A 23,823-nucleotide genomic window follows, 5' to 3' on the forward strand; every position below is an offset into this window, starting at 1 on the left:
GCCAGGGAGAAGAGCCATGGGTTTATTCCTGGAAGGCGCCGTAACCGCGCATGCGGCGATAACGCAGCTCCAGCAGCTCGGGCAGAGGCACCGCTTCCAGCTTGTCCAGCTCGTTGAGCAGCACGGCCTTCAAGCGGACAGCCATCGAATGGGGATTGCGGTGGGCGCCGCCCAGCGGCTCGCGCACGACCTTGTCGATCAGGCCCAGCTCGAACAGGCGCGGAGCGGTCATACCCAGGGCTTCGGCAGCATCCTTGGTCTTCTCGCCGCTCTTCCACAGAATCGAGGCGCAACCTTCCGGAGTGATCACCGAATAGGTGGAATATTGCAGCATCAGGGTGCGGTCGCCGACGCCGATGGCGAGTGCGCCGCCCGAGCCGCCTTCGCCGATCACCGTACAGATGATCGGGGTCTTCAGTTCGGCCATTTCCAACAGGTTGCGGGCGATGGCTTCGCTCTGACCGCGTTCCTCGGCGCCAATGCCGGGGTAGGCGCCCATGGTATCGATGAAGGTGAACAGCGGCAGCTTGAAGCGCTCGGCCATTTTCATCAGGCGCAGCGCCTTGCGGTAGCCCTCCGGCCGCGGCATGCCGAAGTTGCGCTTGAGCTTGCCCTTGGTGTCGCGCGCCTTCTGGTGGCCGATGATCATCACTGGGCGGCCATTGATGCGGCCCAGGCCGCCCACGATGGCGCCGTCGTCGGCATAGGCGCGATCGCCGGCCAGCTCGTGGAACTCTTCGCAGATCACACTGATGTAGTCGAGCGTGTAGGGGCGGGCGGGATGACGCGAAAGCTGGGTGGTCTGCCAGGAATCCAGGTTGCGGAAGATGTCGGCTGTCTTCAGCTTCAGCTTCTCGCGCAGGCGTCGGATTTCGTCGTCGATATTGACGGCCTGGCCGCTGCTCGCATAACGCAGTTCCTCGATCTTGGCTTCCAGATCGGCGATCGGCTGTTCGAAGTCGAGGAAATTGGGATTCATTCGGTCATGGGGTGGCACGGAAGCGGCGCAGTATAACCGGGGAGGCCGGTTGGGCGAGAACGTTGGCGTATGGCCCGGGCAGGCCGGTTTCGCATGGGTCGCCAGCAAGTTGCATGGATTAACTCTTTTTTATCTCTCCTTTTGAATGGTTTCGGTGTCTGGTTTGGCGGTTCCGCCGATCCAGGGTGTGAATCGTTGCGGCATGGGGGTGCGCCAATGGATGGAATGGGCTGCCGGATTTGAATGCGCCGCTCATCATTTGCGCGGGCGTCCGCAGCGGCTCCCCGTTTCTCACCGGTCACGTCGCAAGCGGATCCTCACGAATACCCATGAGAACCGCGTCTACGTCGCTGCTCAGTTGTCTGCGCCGCCGGTCTTGACGATTCTCACGCCGGCACCCAGGACCCCCGGCATGCCACGCAGCGTGCGTAGCAGATCGGGAATGGCGTGCACCTTCCATTCCTGCCCAAGCTCGAAGTCGGCCTGTGCGTTGGCGTTGCGGTAACCGTTCAAGATCACGCTGGCGTTGCCGCCGCGGTGGCCGGCCAGCGCCTGCCGGAGCTGGGATACGAAGTCCGGGCCGATGCCGTTGACCTTCACGCGCAGCAGACGCGCGAAGCGGCGACAGGCGTCGCCGAGGGTGTAGGCACTGCGGGCGCGTACCTGGAAGCCGCCGCCGGAGAACTCGTCGATGCGCAGGCCGCCTTCGACCACCAGCATTTCGTCGCGGGTGAGCAGGGGAGCGACCTGCTGATACAGCTCGCCGAAAAAGCTCACTTCGATGATGCCGGTGCCGTCTTCCAGGCGCACGAAGGCATCGCTGTCGCCGCGCTTGCGCACGGCGGTGACCATGCCGGCAACGGTCCACGGAGTGTCCGGGCCGCGACGGAAGCGGTTGCCGTCATCGCCGTCGTTCTTGCGTGGACGAGGCGGCTGGTAGCGGTCGGCGATCTCGCCGAGTGGGCAGGTGGCCAACTGGGCCAGCTCCTCGCGCCACGGGTCGGTGGGGTGGCCGGAGAGGTAATGGCCCAGCGTGTCGCGCTCGCCCTGCAGCTTCTGCTCCAGCGGCCATTCCGGCGCGGTAGGCAGGTCGACCTGAACCACTGGCGCGGTCGTGCCCATCATCGCCCCGAACATGTCGTTCTGGCCCGACTGGCGGTTGCGCAGATGCTGGTCGGCGGCCTTCATCGCGTCGGGCAACTGCAACATCAGGCTGGCGCGGCTGGGGGCCAGCGCGTCGAGCGCGCCGGACAGGATCAATGCTTCGAGCACGCGGCGATTTAGCTTGCCGGGATCGACGCGCCGGCAGAAGTCGGCCAGGTCCTTGTAGTTCCCGCCGTTGCGCCGCTCGTCGGCGATGGCTTCGCACGCACCCTGGCCGACGCCCTTGATCGCGCCCAGGCCGTAGCGGATCACCCGCGGTTCCACTGCCACGAACATGAACTCGGAAGCGTTTACGTCCGGTGGCAGGACCTTCAGCCCGATCGCGCGCGATTCGTCGAGGAAGATCACCGCCTTGTCGGTGTTGTCCATGTCCGACGAGATCGTCGCGGCCATGAACTCGGCCGGGTAGTGCGTTTTCAGCCACGCGGTCTGGTAGGAGACCACTGCGTAGGCGGCGGCGTGCGACTTGTTGAAGCCGTAGCCGGCGAATTTTTCCATGTCATCGAAGATGGCGTCGGACTTTTCGCCCGTCAGCCCATCTTTGGCGGCGCCTTCACGGAACTTGGCGCGCTCCTTCGCCATTTCCTCGACTTTCTTCTTGCCCATCGCGCGGCGCAGCAGGTCGGCGCCGCCGAGCGAATAGCCGCCGACGATCTGCGCCATCTGCATCACCTGCTCCTGGTAGACCATGATGCCGTAGGTCTCTTTCAGGATCGGTTCGACACGCGGATCGGGATAGATCACTTCCTCGCGGCCATGTTTACGCGCGACGAAGCTGGGGATCAGGTCCATCGGACCGGGGCGGTACAGCGCCACCAGCGCGATGATGTCTTCGAAGCGGTCCGGCTTCGCGTCCTTCATCATGCGCTGCATGCCGGAGGACTCGAGCTGGAACACGGCGACGGTCTGCGCCTTCTTCAGCAGCTCATAGGTCGGCGCGTCGTCCAGCGGCAGCGCGGCGATATCCAGTGGTTCTTCGTCGGTGGTCGCACGGCGTTGGTTGATCGCCTTGACCGCCCAGTCGATGATGGTGAGCGTACGCAGGCCAAGGAAGTCGAACTTCACCAGGCCGACCGCTTCCACGTCGTCCTTGTCGTACTGGGTGACCACGCCGGTACCGCCGGCTTCGCAGTACAGCGGCGCGAAGTCGGTCAACGGTGTGGGCGCGATCACCACGCCGCCGGCGTGCTTGCCGGCGTTGCGGGTGAGGCTTTCCAGCTTCAGCGCCAGATCGATCAGTGCCTTCGCTTCTTCGTCCTGTTCATACAGGTCGCAGAATTCCTTGACCACGCGATCAGGTTCTTTCTGCGCCTTCTCGGAACGTCCGAGCGCGCAGGACAAGGTCAGGTCGAGCGGGCGCGGCGGGATCAGCTTGGCGATGCGGTCCACCGCGTTGTAGCCCATGCCCAGCACGCGGCCGGAGTCGCGCAGCACCGCCTTCGCGGCCATCGAACCGTAGGTGATGATCTGGCTGACGTGGTCGCGACCGTATTTACGCGCGACGTAGTCGATCACCTCATCGCGGCGATCCATGCAGAAGTCGATGTCGAAGTCGGGCATCGACACGCGCTCGGGGTTGAGGAAGCGCTCGAACAGCAGGTTGAACTGCAACGGGTCCAGATCGGTGATCTTCAGCACCCACGCCACCAGCGAGCCTGCGCCCGAACCGCGGCCCGGTCCCACTGGAATGCCGTTCTGTTTACCCCAGTTGATGAAGTCCGCCACGATCAGGAAGTAGCCGGGGAAGCCCATCTTCACGATCACGTCGAGCTCGCGTTCCAGGCGTGCCTCGTAATCGGCCAAGGTATGGCCGGCCGCCAGAGGCGCTGCGGCGAGGCGTTCCTTCAGGCCCTCGCGCGCGATCTCGCGGATATAGCTGGCGAGGTCGTGGCCTTCCGGGACCGGGAAATTCGGCAGGTAATAGGTGCCGAACGACAACTCCAGGTTGCAGCGCTTGGCAAGTTCCAGCGTGTTTTCCAGCGCTTCGGGAATGTCGGCGAACAGCGCCGCCATCTCTTCGGGAGTCTTCAGGTATTGCTGATCGCTGTAGTCGCGTGGGCGCTTGGGATCGGCCAAGACGCGACCCTGGTGAATGCACACGCGCGCTTCGTGGGCCTCGAAATCGCTTTGCTTGAGAAAGCGCACGTCGTTGCTGGCGATCACGGGCAGGTCTTGTCCGGTCGCCAGGGTGAGGGCGGCGTTGTTCCAGGCCTCTTCGCCTTCGCGGCCGGCGCGGGACAGTTCCAGGTACAGACGGTCCGCAAACAGCTGTGACAAGGTACGCAGGCGCGGCGTTGCAACGTCGGTTCCCTGATTGACGGCCATGCGGGCCACTTCGCTTTCGCGGCCCAATAGAGCGATCAATCCATCCGTCGCATGGGGCGTGAGCCAGTTGGCGTCGACCAGCGCGCGGCCATTGAGCTGACCCTCGCGCCAGGCCCGCGAAACCAGGCGAGAAAGATTCAGGTAGCCGTCGCGGTTCTGGCACAGCAGTGTGAGACGCCAAGGACGCGGGTCGTCCGGCGAGCTGATCCACAAGTCGCAGCCGCCGATCGGTTTGATGCCGGCCGCGCTGCACGCCTTGTAGAACTTCACCAGGGCGAACATGTTGCATTCGTCGGTCAGCGCTACGGCGGGCGCCCCCGCCTGCACGCAGGCAGCGACCAGCGCCTTGATGCGGATGGTCGAGTCGACCAGCGAATACTCGCTGTGCAGGTGCAGATGAGCGAAACGGAGGGACATGGCTCGCACGCGAACACAATGGCTCAGCCTAGCGGGGCGGTCCGGAGCGGGCAAGAATTGACAAGGGGCGTAAATCGGGAATCGTTAAGCGGCAAGCCTTGCGCGCTTGCCGGACTGGCTTTGCGACTCCCGCGGCGTGCCGCTCAGAACAGTCGCCCTTGATCCAGCAACTGCCTGACCGGCGCAAAACTGCGGCGGTGCTGAATGCACGGGCCGAGCCGCGCCAGTGCGGCGAGGTGAGCCGGCGTCGGGTAGCCCTTGTGGATGGCAAAACCGTAGCCCGGATGCTGTGCTTCCATGGCGACCATCAACCGGTCGCGACTTACCTTGGCCAGGATCGACGCTGCGCTGATGGCAGGTTCCAGCGCATCGCCGCCGACGATGGCGCGACCTGGGCAGGGCAGATCCTTCGGGAGTTTGTTGCCGTCGATCAACGCTTCGCTGGCAGCGGGCGTCAATCCGGCTACGGCGCGGCTCATGCCGGCCATGGTGGCCTGGAAAATATTCAGGCGGTCGATTTCTTCGGGTTCGACGATTACCACGCAGTGGGCCAATGCGCGTTCAATGATCAGCGGATACAGTTTTTCGCGCCGTGCTTCGCTGAGCTTTTTTGAATCGTTCAGGCCATCGATGGGCTTGAGCGGGTCCAGCACCACCGCTGCGACCACGACCGGCCCTGCCAAGGGGCCGCGGCCGGCTTCATCGACACCTGCCACGATAGAAGAGGCCGAGCGCATCATCGAGTAGCCGCAGGCGCGTCCAGCAACTCCACGATCGCCGCGGCGGCGTGATCGCCGGCATGGCCGTGCAGGTCGCCGCGCAGGGCTTCGTGCAATTGCTCGAAAGCAGCGACGATGGCGCCGCGTTGCTCGCTGTCGCGAAACAACGCCAGCGTGGCGTCGGCCAGCTTGGCGGCGGTGCAATCGTCCTGCATCAGCTCGGGCACGAGCTTTGCCGTCTTGCCCATGCCGCAGGCACGGGCAAGGATGTTGGGCAGCGCATACACATCGGTCTTGAGCATGTTGAGCATGCGCGCGATGCGATAGCTCACCGGCGAAACGCGATAGCCCACCACCATGGGACGCTTGGCGAGCATGGCTTCCAGCGTGGCGGTGCCGGACGCGAGCATGACGACGTCCGCGGCCAGCATGGCCTCGTGCGCGTGTCCGTCCAGCAGCACCGGTGCGGTCTCGTCGTGGGGACCCCGCGCAAGCAGGCGCTTGAGCGTGGCAAGCGCGCGCGTATTGGCGGCGGGGATGATGATGCGCAGGCCAGGCAGGGCTGCGGCGACGCGACGAGCCGCATCCAGGAAGGGTTCCGCCAGCCGCTCCAGTTCGGAATGGCGGCTGCCGGGCAATACGGCCAACACCGGCACGTCCAGCGGAAGTTGCAGGCTGCGCCGGGCCGGAATGCGATCGGAAACCAAGGGGAAGCGATCGGCCAGGGGATGCCCCACGAAACGCGCGTCGATACCGTGCCTGGCGTAGATCGGCGGCTCCATCGGAAACAGGCACAGGACGCGACTGGCGCTCATGCCGATTTTGTCCGCGCGGTTTTCGCGCCAGGCCCAGATCGATGGGCTCACGTAATGAACCGTGCGCAGGCCCGCTCGTTTGACGCGTCGTTCGACGCCGAGGTTGAAATCCGGAGCGTCGATGCCGATCACCACCAGCGGTTTTTCGGCGATGAGCCGCGCCACCAGTTCCTTGCGCAACTTGAGCAGGCGAGGCAGGTGACGCACGACTTCGGCAAAACCGAACAGCGAAAGCTGCCGCATGTCATACCAGGACTCGAAGCCCTGCTGTTGCATGCGGCTGCCGCCGATGCCGGCGAAGCGGGCCTGCGGGTAGTGGCGGCGCAAGGCCGCGATCAGATCGGCACCGAGTTGGTCGCCGGATTCTTCACCGGCGACGATGGCGATCAGCGGACCTTGGTTGTCATCTGACACGAGTGGCTCCCAAGCTAAAGCCCTTGCCCGATGTGGGCATGAGCGTAGCGCGCACGGTCAGCGCGCCAATCCCCGCTCGCTGCGGTCGAGGAACTCGAGCATGGCGCGCACGTCTTCGCTTTCCTTGGCTTGCGCCGCGAGTTGTTCGCGTGCCTCGGCCAGAGGCAGGCCGGAGGTATACAGCGTGCGGTAGGCGCGCTTGATGGCGGTGATGCGCTCCATTTCAAATCCGCGCCGCTTCAGGCCGGTGGTGTTCAGGCCGCGCGGTCGTCCGTTCTGGTCGTTGGCCATCATCAGGAACGGCGGCACGTCCGCGCCAATCAGGCAACCCATGGCGATGAAGGCGTGTTCGCCGATCTTGCAGAACTGGTGCGCACCGGAATAGCCGGAAAAAACCGTCCAATCGCCAACTTCCACGTGCCCGGCAAGCGCCGAATAGTTGGAGAAAATGGTGTGATTGCCGATGGTGCAGTCGTGCGCCACGTGCACGTAGGCGAGCAGCCAGTTGTCGTTGCCGATGCGCGTTACGCAGCCGCCGTCGCCGGTGCCGCGATTGATGGTGACGAATTCGCGAATGAGATTGCGATCGCCGATGATCAGCTCCGTGCGCTCCCCGTTGAACTTCATGTCCTGCGGATCGCCGCCGAGCGAGGCAAATTGCGCAATGCGGTTGTCGCGACCGATCCGCGTGGGCCCTTCGATCACCACGTGGGGACCGATGATCGTCCCCTCGCCGACGTGCACGTCTGCACCGATGACGGTATAGGCACCAATGCGCACATTGGCGCCGATGACGGCAGTGGGATCGATTTGCGCGGTCGGATGGATCATTTCTCCGACCTCGCGGCGCACATCAGTTCGCAGCTGGCCACTTCCTTGCCGTCGACCAGAGTGCGGGCCTCGAACAAGCCCATGCTGCGCAGCAGGCGTTTGAGGCGAACTTCCATCCGCAGCTGATCACCCGGCACGACAGGGGCGTTGAAGCGTGCATTGTCGACCTTGGCCAGGTAGAACAGCGCGCTTGGCGAGCCGCCCTTCGCGCGCGCGCTCAGTTGCGTGAGCAAGCCGGCCGATTGCGCCATGGCTTCCACGATCAGTACGCCAGGCATCACCGGGTGACCAGGGAAGTGGCCGTTGAAAAAGGGTTCGTTGATGGTCACGTTCTTCAACGTCACCACGCTCTGATCCGGCACGATCTCGATCACCCGGTCCACCAGCAGGAACGGATAGCGGTGCGGCAGCAGCTGTTGAATTTGCTCAACGGCCACCGGCAGAGTGATCGGAGCGGAGTTGTCAGTCATTGTTTTTATCCTTTTCCAGCGCCGACAGCCGGCGCGTGTATTCATCCAGGTGCTTGAAACGCGCAGCATTGCGGCGCCACTGTCGATTTTCCTGCAGCGGCACGCCGGAGGAGTATTCGCCAGCTTCCCGAATCGAATGGGTCACCAGGCTCTTGGCCGTAATGGTAACCCGGTCAGCCACTTCCAGATGGCCCAGCACGCCGGCATTGCCGCCAATCATGCAATAACGGCCTATTTTTGCGCTTCCGGCCACCGCCGCACAGCCCGCCATGGCGGTATGCGCCCCTATGTGGACGTTATGGGCGATCTGGATCTGGTTGTCCAGCCGCACGTCTTCTTCCAGCACCGTGTCGTCCAGTGCGCCGCGGTCGATGGTGGTATTGGCGCCGATTTCACAATCGTCGCCAATGCGCACACCGCCCAATTGCGGCAGTTTTACCCAATGGTCGCGATCGAAGGCGAGGCCGAATCCGTCAGAACCAATGACCGCGCCGGGGTGTGCCAGCACGCGCTTGCCCAACGTTACACGGGTGACCAGGGTTACTCGCGCGACCAGCCGCGATTGTGCACCCACGACACAGTCCGGGCCGACGATGCAATGCGGGCCGAGCATTGCGCCATCCTCGATGACCGCGCCTTCTTCGATCACACAGCAGGGGCCAATGCTTGCGGTAGGGCTTACGCGTGCGCCGGGTGCAACGACCGCACTGGAATGGATGCCGGGCGGTGCTGCGGGTAGGCGCTCGAACAAGGCAGCGATGTGCGCATAAGCGACGTATGGATCGCGCGCCACCAGCGCGGCGGTGGGGCAGCTTTCGAGGGTGTCCTGGTGCAGTACGACGACGCCGGCGCGGGTGTTGGCCAGCTGCCCGGCATATTTGCTGTTCGACAGGAAGCTCAACTGGCTTGGACCTGCGCCGGCAAGTGTGCCGACCCCATCGATGATGCGTGCGCCGTCGCCGCTGAACTGGAGAGCGAAGCGTTCGGCAAGTTCGGCGACGCTGTATTGGATCTTATTCATGCAGGCCTCCGCGACACGTGCCGCATTGTAGGGTCTGAACGTACCCTTTTGCGGAATCTATAAAAGAAAGCGCGGCATAGCCGCGCTTTCTATAGGCGGGTCCTCTCGGACCGGTCGGGCAAGCGAGATTAGAACTGGCTGCCGAACGTGAACTGGATGCGTTCTTCGTACTCGGCGTCGCCCGGCTGCGAGCGGAACGGGAAGCCCAGGCTGATGATCAGCGGGCCGATCGGCGCCTGCCAGTGCAGCGACACACCGGCCGAAGCATCGAGCGTCTTGGTGCTGAAGCTCTGGACGTTCTGGTAGGCCTGGCCGACGTCCATGAACAGCGATACGCGTGCGGTATTGATGTCCTTCAGGAAGGGCAGCGGCAGATAGACTTCTGCCGTACCCAGCACCTTGAAGGCACCGCCGATCGGCTGGGCATAGTTGTAAGTGCTGCCTGCGCAGAAGCCGGTTCTGGGATCTGGAGTGATGGGGCCGCCGTTCGTTCCGGTGCCGGCGCAGGCGCGCGGGCCGAGCGTGTTGTCCTGGAAGCCGCGAAGGTCGGTCACGCCGCCAGCATAGAAATTCATCCAGAACGGGAAGGAGACCTGCTGGCCGGCCTTGTAGCCGATCTGCGAGCTGGTAGCCGTAGCCGGCGCGTAGTCCGCCGTGGTGTTCTCGAAGGTCTTGCCGCCATACGTGTTGCCGTAACCGACCTTGCCGTCGAGATACAGCACGAAACCGCCGCCAATCGGCCAGTAGTGGTTGGCTTCGCCGTTGAAGGTCCAATACTGCACGGTCGAGCCGGGCAAGGCGGTGCTCACCGTCGCGGTCAGCTGGCCGCCGTGGGTAGGGGCCCAGTAGGAGTTGCGCGTGTCGTGCACCCAGCTGAGCGAGCCTGTCCAGGTGTGGATGGTCTCGTGGCCCAGGGCATTGATGTAATCCACCAGGACCTGCGGGGTATAGCCCGCGTAGGTGTTGATCTTGGTGCTGCCGATACCCAGGCTGGCGCTGAGGCGGTCGAAGTCGGTGATCGGAACGCCCAGCGTGGTGGAGAACGATTTGGTGCTGTTGGAGTAACTGGCGTACTGGCTGCCCAGGTCGGTGTAATCGGCGCGCGAGAACGACGCGTTGTACCCGATCCCGACACCGTTGTCGGTGAGGTACGGGTTGGAGTAACTGGCGTTGATCTGCGTGAGGTAATCGCTGCGCTCGGCGCCGACGCTGAATTGGTCGCCGGTGCCCATGAAGTTTCTCTGCGACACCGAGCTGGACAGGATGATGCCCGAATACTGCGAATAACCCACGCCGAAAGTCAGGCTGCCGGCGGACTGTTCTTCCACCTTTACCGTCAGATCGACTTCGTCGTCGCTGCCAGGCACCGTCTGCTTGTCGATAGTGACGGTCTTGAAGAAGCCCAGCTGCTGCAGGCGGATCTTCGAGCGGTCGATGGCGGCCTGCGAATACCAGGAGCCTTCGAGCTGGCGCATTTCACGGCGCAGCACGTCGTCTTCGGTGCGGGTGTTGCCCTGGAAGATCACGCGGCGCACGTATACGCGCGGACCGGGCTGGATGTACCAGGTGATGTCGGCGGTGTGCTTTTCTTTGTCGAGCTTGGGTACCGAATTGACCTTCGCAAAGGCGTAGCCGATGTTGGCCAGCAGGGCCTTGATCGAGTCCGAGGTTGCTTCGATCGCACGGCGATTGAACAGGTCGCCGTTTTTGACGAACACCAGCTTGCGCAGCGTGTCTTCCGGCAGGATCAGCTGGCCCAGCAGGTGCGTGTCCGAGATGTGGTAGATGTCGCCCTGGATGACGTCGGCGGCGATGTACATCGCGCGCTTGTCGGGCGCAATGGTGACCTGGGTGGAGTCGATGCCGAAGTCGGCGTAGCCGCGATCCATGTAATAGGACTGCAGCTTCTTCAGGTCGCCGGAGAGCTTGTCCTGGGAATACTGGTCGTTCTTCGAATACCAGGACAGCCAGTTGGTGGTGCCCGATTCGAAGTCTTTTTCGATGTCCTTGGTGGTGAACGCCGTGTTGCCGACGATGTTCACTTCCTTGAGCTTGGCGACCTTGCCTTCGCGGATTTCGATATCGATCGCCACGCGGTTGCGGTCAAGCTGGGTGACGTGCGGATTGACCGACACGTTGTACTTGCCGCGGTTGTAATACTGGCGGATCAGTTCCTGCTGCACGCGGTCAAGCGCGAGACGATCGAAAGTCTCGCCTTCGGACAGGCCGATGTCCTTCAGGCCCTTCTTGAGGTCGTCGGTCTTGATGTCGCTGTTGCCGCGAATGGTCAGCTTGGTGATCGACGGGCGTTCGACCACCTTGACCACCAGGATGTCGCCGTCGCGCTCCAGCTCCACGTCGCTGAAGAACTTGGTGTTGTACAGGGCGCGGATGGCCTGCTGGGCTTCCTCGTTGGTGAGGCGGTCGCCCTTGTTGATCTGCAGGTAGTTGAACACCGTGCCGGCGGAGATCCGGCTGAGGCCTTCGATGCGGATATCGGAAACGACGAATGGTTCGAGCGCAAACACGCTCGTAGAAAGGGAGGCAAGCAGGATCAGGGCGGCGATACGCTTCATCGTCGATTCCGTTGTGTTATTCGGACGGGGCGGTTTGCGGCCGCCCCGCTGTATTTTTTTCCAAAGCCGGAATCATCCCGGCCCGTTTTTTCTACCGCAGCCGAGCAGGTCGGGTCCGGACGAACAGCTCCGGACGCAGCGCACTGCTGGCAGGTTGCCGCGCGATAGGGAGACCGCGGCCAGCATCCAACCAGAGGTTGTCAGCGGCGCGCATCCTTCTCACGAGGGCAGGATGATGCGATGGATGTCGTTGAAGAACGTCAGCCCCACCAGCATGACCAGCAAGGCGAGACCCACGTACTGGCCTGCGATGATAGTCCGTTCGCTGACCGGGCTGCCTTTGATCAGCTCGATAAGGTAATACAGCAGGTGGCCGCCGTCCAAGATCGGAATGGGCAGCAGGTTGATGATGGCCAGGCTTAGCGATACCAGTCCCAGGAATTCCAGGAACCGATCCAGGCCCATCTTGGCGGCGGCATTGGCCACCTGGGCGATGCCGATGACGCCGGAAATGTTCTTGGTGGACGCCTGGCCGGTCAGCATCCTGCCAACCATGTTGAAGGTGTCGGTGGTGCGCTCCCAGGTCAGGTTGAGCGACTCGCCCAATGCCTTGACGGGCCCATAGTGCTGGACAGCCGCCTCCAGCGGCCGCTGCGCGACGCCGATGACCCAATGCGGCGCGCCGCCGTCAGGAGAGTCCATGCGGGCTGTTACGGTCAACTGCACGGGCTTGCCGTTGCGAAGAACGTCCAGCGAGAGCACCGGCGACTTAGCGGCGTTGGCAATGATCTGCGTGCTGAGGTCGTCGAAAGTCTTTACCGCGACTCCATCGACGCTGACGATCTGATCCCCGGCCTGCATGCCGGCCATGGCGGCCGGATAGCCGGGCGCCACCGTTGCGACGATGGCCGGGGCGGGAGCCGGCTCGATGCCCAGCTTGTCCAGATAATGCGGAATGTCTTCGCCAGCGGGCAGGCGATTGAGCGGCAGGACCAGCGAACGTTCCTTGCCATCCGCTCCGCGTACCGTGACGGCCAGCGGTGCGCGACTCAGCATCGCATTGGCGATGATGTCGAACGAATCGCTCCAGGTCGCCACCGACTCGCCGCCCACCGTAAGCAGGCGATCACCGCTCTGAATGCCAGCCTGTGCCGCCATGCTCTGCGGTGCGGCGGTGACGATCGGTGCGTAGTCGGTACGCCCCAGCACGAACATCAGCCAGAACGCGGCAATGGTGAAAATGATATTGAAGCCGGGGCCGGCGGCGACGATGGCAATACGCTTCCAGATCGGTTGCGAGGTGAACTCCTGGCTACGCAACGCCGGGTCCACTTCGCCTTCGCGCGCATCGAGCATCTTGACGTAGCCACCCAACGGGATTGCGGCGATCTGGTATTCGGTGCCATCACGTCCGACGTGCTTCCAGATGGCGTTGCCGAAGCCGACGGAGAAGCGCAGCACTTTCACGCCGCAGCGTCGCGCCACCCAGAAGTGACCGAATTCGTGAAAGGTCACCAGCACGCCAAGCGTGACCGCCAACCAAAACACCGAGCCGAAAAAGGGATTCATCAAGTCAGATACGTCTCTACGGAACTCAAAGCTTATCAGCAAGCGTCGCTAAGTACCTGTCGGGCTTCCTCCCCGTCGGCCCCTGGACGCTTGCGCAAAGGTCTGGATATCGACCGCGACCCGGCACGGCAGTTCCGTTGATCGCGACTGGAGCGGTTTCACGACCGCAAGGGCATCCGGTCGGTGGACAAGAGAGGCCGTGACACCCCCCAAAACGCGGAAGAGTCCGGATGAAAGGCGGGGCCTCTAAAATGAACGGGGGGCGGTCAGAAGCCCAGCAGCAGCTTGCCCAGGGCGAATACCGGCAGGGCGGCAAACACGCTGTCGAGACGGTCGAGCAGGCCGCCATGGCCGGGAAAGAGCGCGCCGGAATCCTTGACGCTGGCATGGCGCTTCATCAGGCTTTCCAGCAGATCGCCCACGATCGAAGCGGCCACGGTCACGATAGCGACCAGAATCAGCCCGAGCAGGCGCGCGTCGCGCACCCCAAGCAGCCAGCCGCCCGCGACGACGACCACGGAGCTCGTGACGAAGGCACCGTAGACGCCGGCCCAGGTCTTGCCCGGACTGATCTGCGGGGCGAGCTTGCGCTTGCCAAAGAAGCGGCCGCTGAAATAGGCGCCGGTATCGGCGGCCCAGACCAGCAGCATGGCCAGGAAGGTCCATACCGGACCATGCGACGGGCTGTGGTGAATGCTGAGGGTCGCCACCCAGGCCGGAAATATCACAAACGCGCCGGCCAGGAGCTTCAGGTTGCGGTTCTCCGGCGTCGGCGCCGCGGCAAAGGCGAAATGGCGCAACCAGGCGCACGCCACCAGCCACCAGGCTACCCCTGCGCAGATCAGCGCCGGCCACAGCCAGGTTTTGTCGCGAAGTACCCATAGCGCGACAAACACCGCCGCGGCAAACATCAGGATCGCGGCTCGCGTCGCGTGGCTTTTCATCCGGGCCAGTCGCGTCCACTCCCAGGTGGCTGCCAGGAACGCCGCCGACAGCAGCCAAGCCAACAGGCTGGTCGGCAGCAGCAGAATCAGCAGGATGGCCAGCGGGGCGAGGAGCAGGGCGGTTAGAACGCGCTGTCGCAGCATGGAGGGTCCTTAGCAATCAGGCCTGGGCGACCTGATCGCCGGTGCGGCCAAAGCGGCGCTCGCGGCGGGCAAAGTCATTGATGGCATGCTGCAGCGAGAGCTGGTTGAAATCTGGCCACAGCGTATCGGTGAAATAGAGTTCCGCATAGGCCAGCTGCCACAGCAGGAAGTTGCTAACGCGCCGGTCACCGCCGGTGCGAATGAACAGGTCCAGGGGCGGCAGGCCGGCCAGGCTCGTGTGGAGGTCGAACGCGGGCTCGTCGATGGCGTCCACCGACAGATCGCCCCGAGCGACCGCGGCGGCAAGCTGGCGTGCGGCATGCACGATGTCCCAGCGTCCGCCGTAGTTGATGGCTACGTTCAAATGCAATTTCTCATTGCCTGCCGTGCGCTTGGCGGCAGCCAGCATGCGTTGCTGTAGCGGCTGGTCGAACGCGTCCAGATCGCCGATGAATCGCAGGCGTACCCCATTGGCGTGCAGTTCATCCACTTCCTTGTCGAGCGCACGCATGAACAAATCCAGCAGTGCGCTGACTTCTTCTTGCGGGCGTTGCCAGTTTTCGCTGGAAAACGCGAACAGCGTGAGGGCCTCCACACCCATCCGCAGACAGCCTTCCACGACCTGCCGTACCGCTTTGCGGCCGGCGTTGTGGCCGAAGCTGCGCGGGCGATGGCGTGCCTTGGCCCAGCGACCATTGCCATCCATCACGATGCCGATGTGGCGGGGTATGTAGTTTTGCTCGGTCGTGGTCATGGATGGAGAGTAACGTTGACGATGACGCTTGCCTCGCTGAAGCGGATGCCGGAAGCACGTTCGCCAGGGAACGGCCATTTGTCATCACGATACGGACTCATCGGCGGCGGAAGCTGCCTCTGGTCTGCAGGTTCGTCGGCAACTGGGCTGCTGGCCGGGTGTGCGTTCGAACGACTTTGCGATAACTGGATAGAGTCCTTCACCCGTTGCCCTCTCCCCGTCTGAGAGCGTGGAATGCGCGGTGCTGCAAGGTTCCTTATCTCCAATGGAGTCCGGCGGCCAGGCAGCACGCCTGTTCGATGGCGATCTATTACATCGCCATCAGTTCTTCTTCCTTCGCCTTGGCCACGGTGTCGACTTCCTTGACGAAGCGGTCGGTGATCTTTTGGATTTCCTCGTCGGCCTTGCGTTCTTCGTCTTCGGTAATCTGCTTTTCCTTCAGCAGATCCTTGATGTGCTGCAAGGCGTCGCGGCGCACGTTGCGGATGGCAATCTTGGCATTCTCGCCTTCGTGCGATACGTGCTTGGCCAGATCGCGGCGGCGTTCTTCGGTAAGCGGCGGCATGTTGAGGCGGATCACCGTGCCGGCGGTGGTCGGCGTGATGCCGATGTCCGAAGCCAGCAGGGCCTTTTCGATCGGCGCCACCATGTTCTTTTCGAATGGCGTGATGATGATCGAGCGCCCGTCGGCCAGCGAAACCGATGCGACCTGATTCAGCGCGGTGTCCGATCCGTAGTACGGCACCTTGATGTGGTCGACCAGCGAGGTGCTGGCGCGGCCGGTGCGCAGGCGGGACAGATCGTGCTTGAGCGCGTCGATGCTCTTGCCCATTCGGGTCTGGGCATCGTTCTTGATGTCGTTGAGCATGAGGAAATCACCCGTTGGCGTGCAAGCCTTTCATTATAGCAGGGGGCAGGGGAGGGTAGCGGAAGCACGCTTTGCGCTGCTCCGCGCCCCGTCTTTTGCGATTATTCAGCGTCAGCCCGCATCGACCAGGGTGCCGACCGCTTCCCCGCGCATGATGCGCATCAGGTTGCCTGGCACGGTCATGTCGTAGATGCGCAGCGGCATGCGTTGATCGCGGCACAACGCGATGGCGGCCGTATCCATCACGGCCAGCTTGCGTTCGATCACCTGGTCGTAGCTCAGCCGCTCGAAGCGCACGGCGTTGCTGTGCTTGGCCGGGTCGGCATCGTAGACACCGTCCACCTTTGTGGCCTTGAGCAGCAGGTCCGCGCTGACTTCGATCGCGCGTAGCGCGGCCGCCGAGTCGGTGGTGAAGAAGGGGTTGCCGGTGCCGGCGGCAAACAGCGCTATGCGGCCTTTCTCGATGTGGCGGATGGCGCGGCGACGGATGAAGTCCTCTGCCACGTCGTGGATCTGGATGGCGCTCATCACGCGGGCGAAGCCGCCGCGCTTTTCGATGGCGTCCTGCATGGCCAATGCATTCATGACGGTGGCCAGCATGCCCATGTGGTCGCCGGTGACGCGGTCCATCCCGGCTGCGGCCAGGCCGGCGCCGCGGAAGATGTTGCCGCCGCCGATCACCACGCCGATCTGCACGCTGGCACGCTGGATTTCGATGATTTCATCGGCCAGGCGGCCGATCACTTTCGGGTCGATGCCATAGTCGGCGTCGCCCATCAATGCCTCGCCGGAGAGCTTGAGCAGGATGCGTCGGTACTTTAGCTGGTCGCTCATGGGGGCTCCGGATTGTGAGATGCAAAACGCGCGCATTGTAGCGGAGCCTGCCGCAGACGTCAGCGCGTCACAGTTTTATGCTGGGCGTGCGGGGCTGGCGCTTTTGTGCGCCCCGTGCCCGTTGCATCACTGCAGCCTCGCCGGAGCCCATCATGCAGCATGCCATCGCCGCCGTTGCCTTGCTGGTACGTGACTATGACGAGGCGATCGCCTTCTATACCGGCTGCCTGGATTTTCAGCTGGTCGAAGACGTTTTGCAGGACGATGGCCGGCGCTGGGTGCTGGTTTCGCCGCCAGGGGGCAGCCAGACACGTCTGTTGTTGTCGCTGGCGAGTACGGCGGAGCAGGACGCCTGCGTGGGCGAGCAGGGTGGCGGCCGGGTCTTTCTGTTTTTGCACGTCGATGATTTTTACGCGCGCTATCGGATCATGAGCGAGCGCGGCGTACGCTTTCTCGAGCGTCCGCGCGAGGAGCCCTACGGCACCGTTGCGGTGTTTGAGGATCTTTACGGGAATCGTTGGGACTTGATGCAGCCGCGCGAGCCTGGGGCTGAATGAAATCCAACACGTGGAGAAAAAAAGAAAGCCGCGATTTCTCGCGGCTTTCTTTTTTGGAGCTGAAGGATGCGGTCTTAACCCTGCATCGCCTTCTGCACTTCTGCCAGGTAGTCTTCCTGCACCTTCTCGATGCCTTCGCCAACGGCCAGGCGAGCCACCGAGATCACGTCGGCGCCTTCCTTCTTCAGGGCGTCGGCAACGGTGACGTTGGTGTCCAGCACGTAGGGCTGGCCCAGGAGGGTGACTTCGGAAATGATCTTGCTGACTTTGCCGCTCACGATCTTTTCCAGGATCTCGGCCGGCTTGGCCTTTTCCTTGTCGGACATCTGGCTCAGCGCGATGTCCTTTTCCTTGGCCAGGAAGTCGGCCGGGACGTCTTCGGCACGCACATACGCCGGGTTCATGGCTGCTACGTGCATGGCGATGCCCTTGGCCAGCTCTTCCGAGCCGCCCTTCAGAGTCACCAGTACACCGATGCGGCCGCCGTGGACGTAGCTGGCGATCACGCCGTCATTCGAGACGCGTGCCAGGCGGCGAGCCTCGATCTTCTCTCCGATCGTGGCGACCAGGCCCTTGGTGGCCTCTTCGACCGTGCCGCCGCCCGGGTAGGTAGCAGTCTTCAGTGCTTCAACATCGGCGGCACCCGACTTCAGCGCCACCTCGGCAACGTTGTTGCCGAACGTCACGAAATCGGGGTTCTTGGCCACGAAGTCGGTTTCGCTATTGACTTCGACCAGCACGGCGCTGCCGTTGCCCTGGGCGTTGAAGATGCGACCTTCGGCGGCCACGCGGTCGGCCTTCTTGTCGGCCTTGGCCAGGCCCGTCTTGCGCAGCCATTCCATGGCGACTTCGATATCGCCATTGTTTTCGACCAGCGCTTTCTTGCACTCCATCATGCCGGCGCCGGAGCGCTCGCGGAGTTCCTTGACCAATTGGGCGGAAATATCAGCCATTGCAGAGTTCCTCGGGAATCTTGGTGATGCCGCGGCGGCGGGGCCGCCACGGCATGGAGAGGCTTAGTCGGCGTCGCCGCCGGTGTCCTGCGTACGACCACCACGGCCACCGCGACCGCCGCGACGGTCGTCACGGTCGCCGCCGCGTGGGCCGCCCTTCTTGGCCGGCGGGTTGCGGCGCGGGGCAGCGGCGCGGCGTTCCTCGTCCTTGGCGACCGGGTTGCCTTCTTCGTCCAGTTCGACGAATTCGTTGGCATCGCCCTGGGCGGCGGCCGGAGCGGCAGCCTTGCCTTCGAGGATCGAGTCGGCAGCGGCGCGGGCATACAGCTGGATCGCGCGGATGGCGTCGTCGTTGCCCGGGATGGCGTAATCGACCAGTTCCGGGTTGTAGTTGGTGTCGACCACGGCGATCACCGGGATGCCGAGCTTCTTGGCTTCCTGCACGGCGATGTTTTCATGGCCGATATCGACCACGAACAGCGCGTCGGGCAGGCGGTTCATGTTCTTGATGCCGCCGAGCGAGTTTTCCAGCTTGGCGCGCTCGCGGCGCAGGGCCAGCACTTCGTGCTTGACCAGCTTCTCGAAGCTGCCGTCAGTTTCGGCGGCTTCCAGTTCCTTCAGGCGGGCCACCGACTGCTTCACGGTGCGGAAGTTGGTCAGCATGCCGCCGAGCCAGCGCGCAGTGACGAAGGGCATGCCGGCGCGGCCTGCTTCTTCAGCCAGGGCTTCGCGGGCGGAGCGCTTGGTGCCGACGAACAGCACGGTGCCGCGCTTCTGGGCGATCGCCGACAGGAAGTTCATCGCGTCGGTGAACAGCGGCAGCGTCTTTTCGAGATTGATGATGTGGATCTTGCCGCGGGCGCCAAAGATGTACGGAGCCATCTTCGGGTTCCAGTAGCGGGTCTGGTGACCGAAATGCACGCCAGCTTCCAGCATCTGACGCATGGTGACTTGAGCCATGGTGTTACTCCTGCAGTGGGCCTTTTTTGGTAGCCCAGGGGTTGGGACCTCCACGTATCCCCGGCTTCGACTGCGGCGCCCATGGCTTGAAGAAGGGCGGTCGCAGCACCCCGAAGGCGGTGCCGATACGTGTGTGGCATTGGTTGGGCTTGTACCGCGGCGCGGTTACAATCCTGCTTCGCTTTGCACCCGCGTGGACCATTAAAGTGGCCGGAAGCGGTCTGCAAAACCCGGAAAGTATAGCCGGGACCACCGCTTCGCGGCAAGTTACTGGTTTTCGGGAACTTTGCCGCCACATTTGCTTGGACTTATGGCCATTACCCTCAAATCCGCCCAAGACCTCGAAGGCATGCGCGCCGCCGGCCAGTTGGCCGCCGAAGTGCTGGCCATGCTCAAGGAACACGTCAAGCCGGGCGTGACCACCGAAGACCTGGACCGGCTGGCCTACGAGCACATCGTCAACGTGCAGAAAGCCATTCCCGCCAACGTGGGCTACAACGGCTTCCCCAAGACCCTGTGTACCTCGGTCAACCACGTCATCTGCCACGGCATTCCCAGCCCGGGCAAAGTGCTCAAGGACGGCGACATCATCAACCTCGACGTCACCGTCATCAAGGACGGCTGGCATGGCGATACCAGTCGCATGTACTTCGTCGGTACCCCGGGTGTGCTGGCCAAGCGCCTGGTGGACACCACCCACGAGGCGATGATGCGTGGCATCGAGGCGGTGCGCCCGGGCGCCACCCTGGGCGATGTCGGCCATGCCATCCAGAAGCATGCCGAGGCGGCCGGCTTCTCGATCGTTCGCGAGTATTGCGGGCATGGCATCGGCAAGATCTATCACGATGAGCCGCAGGTACTGCACTACGGCAAGCCCGGCACCGGCGTAGTGCTGCAGAAAGGCATGACCTTCACGGTCGAACCGATGGTCAATGCAGGCAAGCCGCACACCAAGCAACTGCCGGACGGCTGGACGGTGGTCACCAAGGATCATTCGCTGTCGGCGCAGTGGGAGCACACCATTGCGGTGACCGACGACGGCTTCGAGATTCTCACGCCTTGGCCGGATGCCTGATGGCGTCTTTCCGCTGCTCGCCGTGAGCTAGTTTTCCTGGCGTGGCGCGCAGCCGATTGCGGCAAACTCACACATCCCCTCGCCGTTTTTCCCGGATCGTACCGGAACGTGTTCAGTGAGCAGGGAAGGAGCCGATTCCATGTCCCAACCTGCCGCCGCACTTCCATCCTTGCCGCGCTTGCCGATTGCAGTACCGCGCTCGGGTGTTTCCGGTGATGCGAGGCGCGCACTCAGGCAGTTGCTTGGCGACCTGGATCGGGCGATTGCGGCGGCATTTCGTGCGGGTGCCGACGCCAGCGAGTTGGCGCGCAGGCGCAGCGATGCCGTAACGCGCGTAGTGGTGCACGTATGGACGGCATGTCTTGGCGAGGTCAGCGATGCCGCGCTGTTCGCCGTTGGCGGTTTTGGCCGGGGCCTGCTGTTTCCCCATTCGGATATCGATCTGTTGGCATTGGTGGAGCAGCCTGATGCCTCCCGGCTGCGGGCGCTAGAGCAATGTTTCGCCACGCTTTGGGATGTCGGTTTGAAAGTCGGACATGCCGTGCGCGATTCGGCCCAGTGCCGGACGCTGGCGGCGGCGGAGGCGAGTGTGTTCACCAGTTTGCTCGACGCGCGGCGCATGGCGGGCGACCCCGCCTTCGACGCACGCCTGCGGCAGATCGTCGAGGCGCCGGGGATGTGGCCGCCGCGCGATTACCTGCTTGCGCGTCTGGCTGAGCGCGATGCACGGCATGCCCGCTACGACGATACCGCCTACAACCTCGAGCCCAATCTGAAAGACGGTCCAGGTGGCTTGCGCACGCTCGATTCGCTACGTTGGCTGGGGCGGCGCCTTGCGCACGCCAACGATTTTCCCGATATGGTCGCCGAGGGGCTGCTCGATCCTGCCGAATGCGACACGTTGTTGCACGCCGAAGCGACCCTGCGGCGTTATCGCTTTGCCTTGCACCTGGAAGCAGGCCGGCCGGAAGAACGCCTGCTGTTCGACTATCAACGTGCCATTGCAGCGCAATTGGGTTTTGAGGACGAGCACGAAAAGAATTTGGGCGTCGAACAATTCATGCAGGGCTATTACCGGGCTGCGAGCCAGGTGGAGCGCCTAGGCATCCAGATTGCCGAACGCTTCGAGGAAATGCTCGAGCCGCCAAGCGCCGCGCAATCGGTAGGCGAGGATTTCATTCGTTACGGTGCACGCATGGCGGTGCGCGATCCGGATCTGTTCGTGCACCGTCCTGCCGCGCTCGTCGATATTTTCATTGCGCGCCTGGATGAAAAGGGCGTGATCGGCTTTACCGCCGATACGATGCGCCGCATACACCAGGCAACCGCTGCGCTGGATGGCTCCCTCGCGGACGATCCGCAGGTGCTGGCTGCGTTTTTGCGACTGCTGCGACGCGGTGCGCCGGCGGTGGATGCGCTTTGGCGCATGAATCGCCACGGCCTGCTTGCGGCGATCCTGCCTGCCTTTGGCAAGGTTTTTGGCCGCATGCAGTACGACCTGTTCCACGTATACACGGTCGACGAACATACCCTGCGCGTATTGCGCAACGTGGCACGTTTTGCCGATGCCGCGACCCAGGCGGAATTTCCGCTAGGTTGCGAAGTGTGGCCAACCCTGCCCAAGCCCGAAGTGCTGCTGTTGGCGGCGCTGTTCCACGACATTGCGAAAGGGCGCGGCGGCGATCACTCGCAGTTGGGCGAAGAAGACGCCCGGGAATTCGGTCGCAAGGTCGGCCTGCCCGAGGAAGATACCGAGCGGGTGGCGTGGCTGGTGCGCTGGCATTTGCTGATGAGCACCACGGCCCAGCGGCAGGACATCACCGACCCGGATGTGGTGCAGCGCTTTGCCGATGCGGTAGGCGGCCGCGAACGCCTTGGTCAGCTTTACTTGCTGACCATCGCCGACATCATCGGCACCAGTCCGCGCTTGTGGAATGCCTGGAAGGATCGCCTGCTGGCGGACCTCTATACGGCTACGCGCTATGCGTTGCGCCGCGACGCCAAGCCTTCGCCAGGCGCGGCGGCGCGTGCCCAGCACTGTCGCGAACATGCGTTGGCGATGCTGATTGCCGACGGCAAAGACGCGGCTGCCGTGGCGAATGTCTGGGACGCATTCCCGATGGTGAGTTTCCTGCGCCACCGGCCGGAGCAGATCGCGTGGCAGACCACGGCGATTCTGCAAGGCGAAAACAGACTGCCGCTGATTGCCGTCAACCCGCTGTCCGTGCGCGGAAGCACGGAATTGTTCGTCTATGCACCCGATCGCGATGGGCTGTTCGCCAACGTCACAGCCATGCTCGATCGCCTGCATTTTTCGGTGATGGAGGCGCGCGTGCTGAGTTCCCCCGACGGCAAGGCTATGGATACCTTCCTGTTGCTGGAAGCGGAAACCCAGAAGCCCGCCACACCCGAGCGTGCGGAGGAGCTGCACCAGCGCCTGCAGCGCGCGCTCGTGCAGTCGGCTCCGATCATGCCTTCCCGGCGCAGCATGTCGCGCCATCTGCGGCATTTTCAGATGGTGCCGCGCATCGATTTCAAGCAATCACACGACCGCACCCAGATGGCCTTGGTGTGCAGCGACCGGCCTGGTTTGCTGGCGGCGGTGACACAGGTGATGATGTCCTGCGAAGTGCGCGTGCACGATGCGCGCATTGCCACCTTCGGCGAACGGGTGGAAGACTTCTTTCAGCTTACCGACCGCCGCAACGCGCCGCTGAGCGAGACACAGCAACAGCATCTGTGGCAGGCTTTGACGGAGCGGATCGGACCACAGTGCCTGCCCGCATAGCTGCGTGCCGGGCACGGGTTGTGCGATCAGTCGCAGGGGATGATTTCCCGCTGGGCCACAGCGCCTGTCATCGTCATTCCCTCTCAACCGTTTGGCCGATTTTGCCAAGAAGGCCGTATATCCATGTCCGCTGCCCACGCGTTTCTGAAAATCGTTCGTCAGATCCACCTCTATGTTGGCGTCTTCATCGCGCCGGCCTTGCTGTTCTTCGCCTTGACCGGCGGCCTGCAGGTCTTCAGCCTGCACGAAACCACTCGTGGCAGCGATTACCGGCCGCCGCAATGGCTGGTGACCCTGGCCCAATTGCACAAGAAGCAAACCATGGCGGTGCCGGTGCACAAGGCACGGCCAGCAGATGCCGGCGATCACCCGCCCGTGTCGGCAACGGCGCCCGCCACGTCCGATGCCCATGCACCGGCACTGGCCCAGGAAAAGCCCGAAATGCCGAAAATGCAGGCCAGCCATCCGCTGCCGCTGAAAATCTTCGCGGCTTTCGTTGCGTTGGGCCTGTTCGTATCGACCCTGATCGGTCTCTATATGGCCTTCCGTTACACGCGCAAGCCGCGCCTGGTCGCCGTTCTGTTGTTGGCTGGTATCGTGGTGCCCTTGGTGCTTGCACTGATTTGACGTTTTCCATCCCCCGAAT

At 63.3% G+C, this 23,823-nt stretch carries 19 protein-coding genes; 4 read left to right on the forward strand and 15 right to left on the reverse strand.

Features of this window, described 5'->3' with window-relative positions:
- Positions 1-22: 22 nt before the first annotated feature.
- The 13 genes from ISS99_RS13320 to pyrH all read right to left on the reverse strand — a co-directional run bounded on the left by ISS99_RS13320 (position 23) and on the right by pyrH (position 16,844).
- Positions 23-979 carry an acetyl-CoA carboxylase carboxyltransferase subunit alpha gene (locus ISS99_RS13320; protein ID WP_204632080.1) on the reverse strand — a complete coding sequence of 319 codons (957 nt, stop codon included), beginning with the start codon at positions 977-979 and terminating at the stop codon, positions 23-25.
- Between the two features lie 354 nt (positions 980-1,333).
- Complete coding sequence (gene dnaE, locus ISS99_RS13325) at positions 1,334-4,885, reverse strand: DNA polymerase III subunit alpha (protein WP_204632081.1); 3,552 nt, start codon at positions 4,883-4,885, stop codon at positions 1,334-1,336.
- A gap of 143 nt (positions 4,886-5,028) precedes the next feature.
- A complete protein-coding gene (gene rnhB / locus ISS99_RS13330) occupies positions 5,029-5,625 on the reverse strand; it encodes a ribonuclease HII (RefSeq protein WP_204632082.1) in 597 nt (198 codons plus the stop codon).
- The gene (gene lpxB, locus ISS99_RS13335) at positions 5,622-6,833 is read right to left on the reverse strand and encodes a lipid-A-disaccharide synthase (protein WP_204632083.1); all 1,212 of its coding nucleotides are present in this window, start codon (positions 6,831-6,833) and stop codon (positions 5,622-5,624) included. Before lpxB ends, rnhB begins: the two co-directional genes overlap by 4 nt.
- A gap of 57 nt (positions 6,834-6,890) precedes the next feature.
- Entirely contained in the window at positions 6,891-7,664 is a 774-nt protein-coding gene (gene lpxA, locus ISS99_RS13340) for an acyl-ACP--UDP-N-acetylglucosamine O-acyltransferase (RefSeq protein ID WP_204632084.1), read from the reverse strand.
- Positions 7,661-8,134 carry a 3-hydroxyacyl-ACP dehydratase FabZ gene (gene fabZ, locus ISS99_RS13345; protein ID WP_204632085.1) on the reverse strand — a complete coding sequence of 158 codons (474 nt, stop codon included), beginning with the start codon at positions 8,132-8,134 and terminating at the stop codon, positions 7,661-7,663. Before fabZ ends, lpxA begins: the two co-directional genes overlap by 4 nt.
- Positions 8,127-9,155: a UDP-3-O-(3-hydroxymyristoyl)glucosamine N-acyltransferase gene (gene lpxD, locus ISS99_RS13350; protein WP_204632087.1), complete on the reverse strand. Its 1,029-nt coding sequence runs from the start codon at positions 9,153-9,155 to the stop codon at positions 8,127-8,129. Before lpxD ends, fabZ begins: the two co-directional genes overlap by 8 nt.
- Positions 9,156-9,283: 128 nt before the next feature.
- The gene (bamA, locus tag ISS99_RS13355; protein ID WP_204632088.1) at positions 9,284-11,731 is read right to left on the reverse strand and encodes an outer membrane protein assembly factor BamA; all 2,448 of its coding nucleotides are present in this window, start codon (positions 11,729-11,731) and stop codon (positions 9,284-9,286) included.
- 219 nt (positions 11,732-11,950) lie between these two features.
- A complete protein-coding gene (gene rseP, locus ISS99_RS13360) occupies positions 11,951-13,300 on the reverse strand; it encodes an RIP metalloprotease RseP (RefSeq protein WP_204632089.1) in 1,350 nt (449 codons plus the stop codon).
- A 266-nt stretch (positions 13,301-13,566) separates the two neighbouring features.
- Positions 13,567-14,388 (reverse strand): phosphatidate cytidylyltransferase, encoded by an 822-nt coding sequence (locus ISS99_RS13365; RefSeq protein ID WP_204632090.1) that lies wholly within the window; start codon positions 14,386-14,388, stop codon positions 13,567-13,569.
- Between the two features lie 16 nt (positions 14,389-14,404).
- On the reverse strand, positions 14,405-15,142 hold the full coding sequence (gene uppS / locus ISS99_RS13370) for a polyprenyl diphosphate synthase (protein ID WP_204632091.1): 738 nt from the start codon (positions 15,140-15,142) through the stop codon (positions 14,405-14,407).
- Positions 15,143-15,452: 310 nt separating this feature from the next.
- Positions 15,453-16,010, reverse strand: a complete 558-nt coding sequence (gene frr, locus ISS99_RS13375; RefSeq protein WP_204632092.1) for a ribosome recycling factor — start codon at positions 16,008-16,010, stop codon at positions 15,453-15,455.
- A gap of 111 nt (positions 16,011-16,121) precedes the next feature.
- Positions 16,122-16,844 (reverse strand): UMP kinase, encoded by a 723-nt coding sequence (pyrH, locus tag ISS99_RS13380; RefSeq protein ID WP_204632094.1) that lies wholly within the window; start codon positions 16,842-16,844, stop codon positions 16,122-16,124.
- A gap of 152 nt (positions 16,845-16,996) precedes the next feature.
- On the opposite strand from pyrH, the gene ISS99_RS13385 reads away from it, so the two are divergent.
- Positions 16,997-17,401 (forward strand): VOC family protein, encoded by a 405-nt coding sequence (locus tag ISS99_RS13385; RefSeq protein WP_204632095.1) that lies wholly within the window; start codon positions 16,997-16,999, stop codon positions 17,399-17,401.
- A gap of 74 nt (positions 17,402-17,475) precedes the next feature.
- Here ISS99_RS13385 and tsf read toward each other — a convergent pair whose 3' ends face one another.
- Both tsf and rpsB read right to left on the reverse strand, forming a co-directional pair.
- Positions 17,476-18,354 (reverse strand): translation elongation factor Ts, encoded by an 879-nt coding sequence (gene tsf, locus ISS99_RS13390; protein ID WP_204632096.1) that lies wholly within the window; start codon positions 18,352-18,354, stop codon positions 17,476-17,478.
- A gap of 63 nt (positions 18,355-18,417) precedes the next feature.
- Positions 18,418-19,314, reverse strand: a complete 897-nt coding sequence (gene rpsB / locus ISS99_RS13395) for a 30S ribosomal protein S2 (RefSeq protein WP_204632097.1) — start codon at positions 19,312-19,314, stop codon at positions 18,418-18,420.
- 310 nt (positions 19,315-19,624) lie between these two features.
- On the opposite strand from rpsB, the gene map reads away from it, so the two are divergent.
- The 3 genes from map to ISS99_RS13410 all read left to right on the forward strand — a co-directional run bounded on the left by map (position 19,625) and on the right by ISS99_RS13410 (position 23,804).
- Positions 19,625-20,389, forward strand: coding sequence for a type I methionyl aminopeptidase (map, locus tag ISS99_RS13400; RefSeq protein WP_204632098.1), 765 nt, complete (start codon positions 19,625-19,627; stop codon positions 20,387-20,389).
- Positions 20,390-20,528: 139 nt separating this feature from the next.
- Positions 20,529-23,177, forward strand: coding sequence for a [protein-PII] uridylyltransferase (gene glnD, locus ISS99_RS13405; protein WP_204632099.1), 2,649 nt, complete (start codon positions 20,529-20,531; stop codon positions 23,175-23,177).
- Positions 23,178-23,300: 123 nt separating this feature from the next.
- Positions 23,301-23,804 carry a PepSY domain-containing protein gene (locus ISS99_RS13410; RefSeq protein ID WP_204632100.1) on the forward strand — a complete coding sequence of 168 codons (504 nt, stop codon included), beginning with the start codon at positions 23,301-23,303 and terminating at the stop codon, positions 23,802-23,804.
- Positions 23,805-23,823: the final 19 nt, after the last annotated feature.

Origin of the sequence: Dyella mobilis (assembly GCF_016904945.1) — a bacterium.
GTDB lineage: Bacteria > Pseudomonadota > Gammaproteobacteria > Xanthomonadales > Rhodanobacteraceae > Dyella_B > Dyella_B mobilis.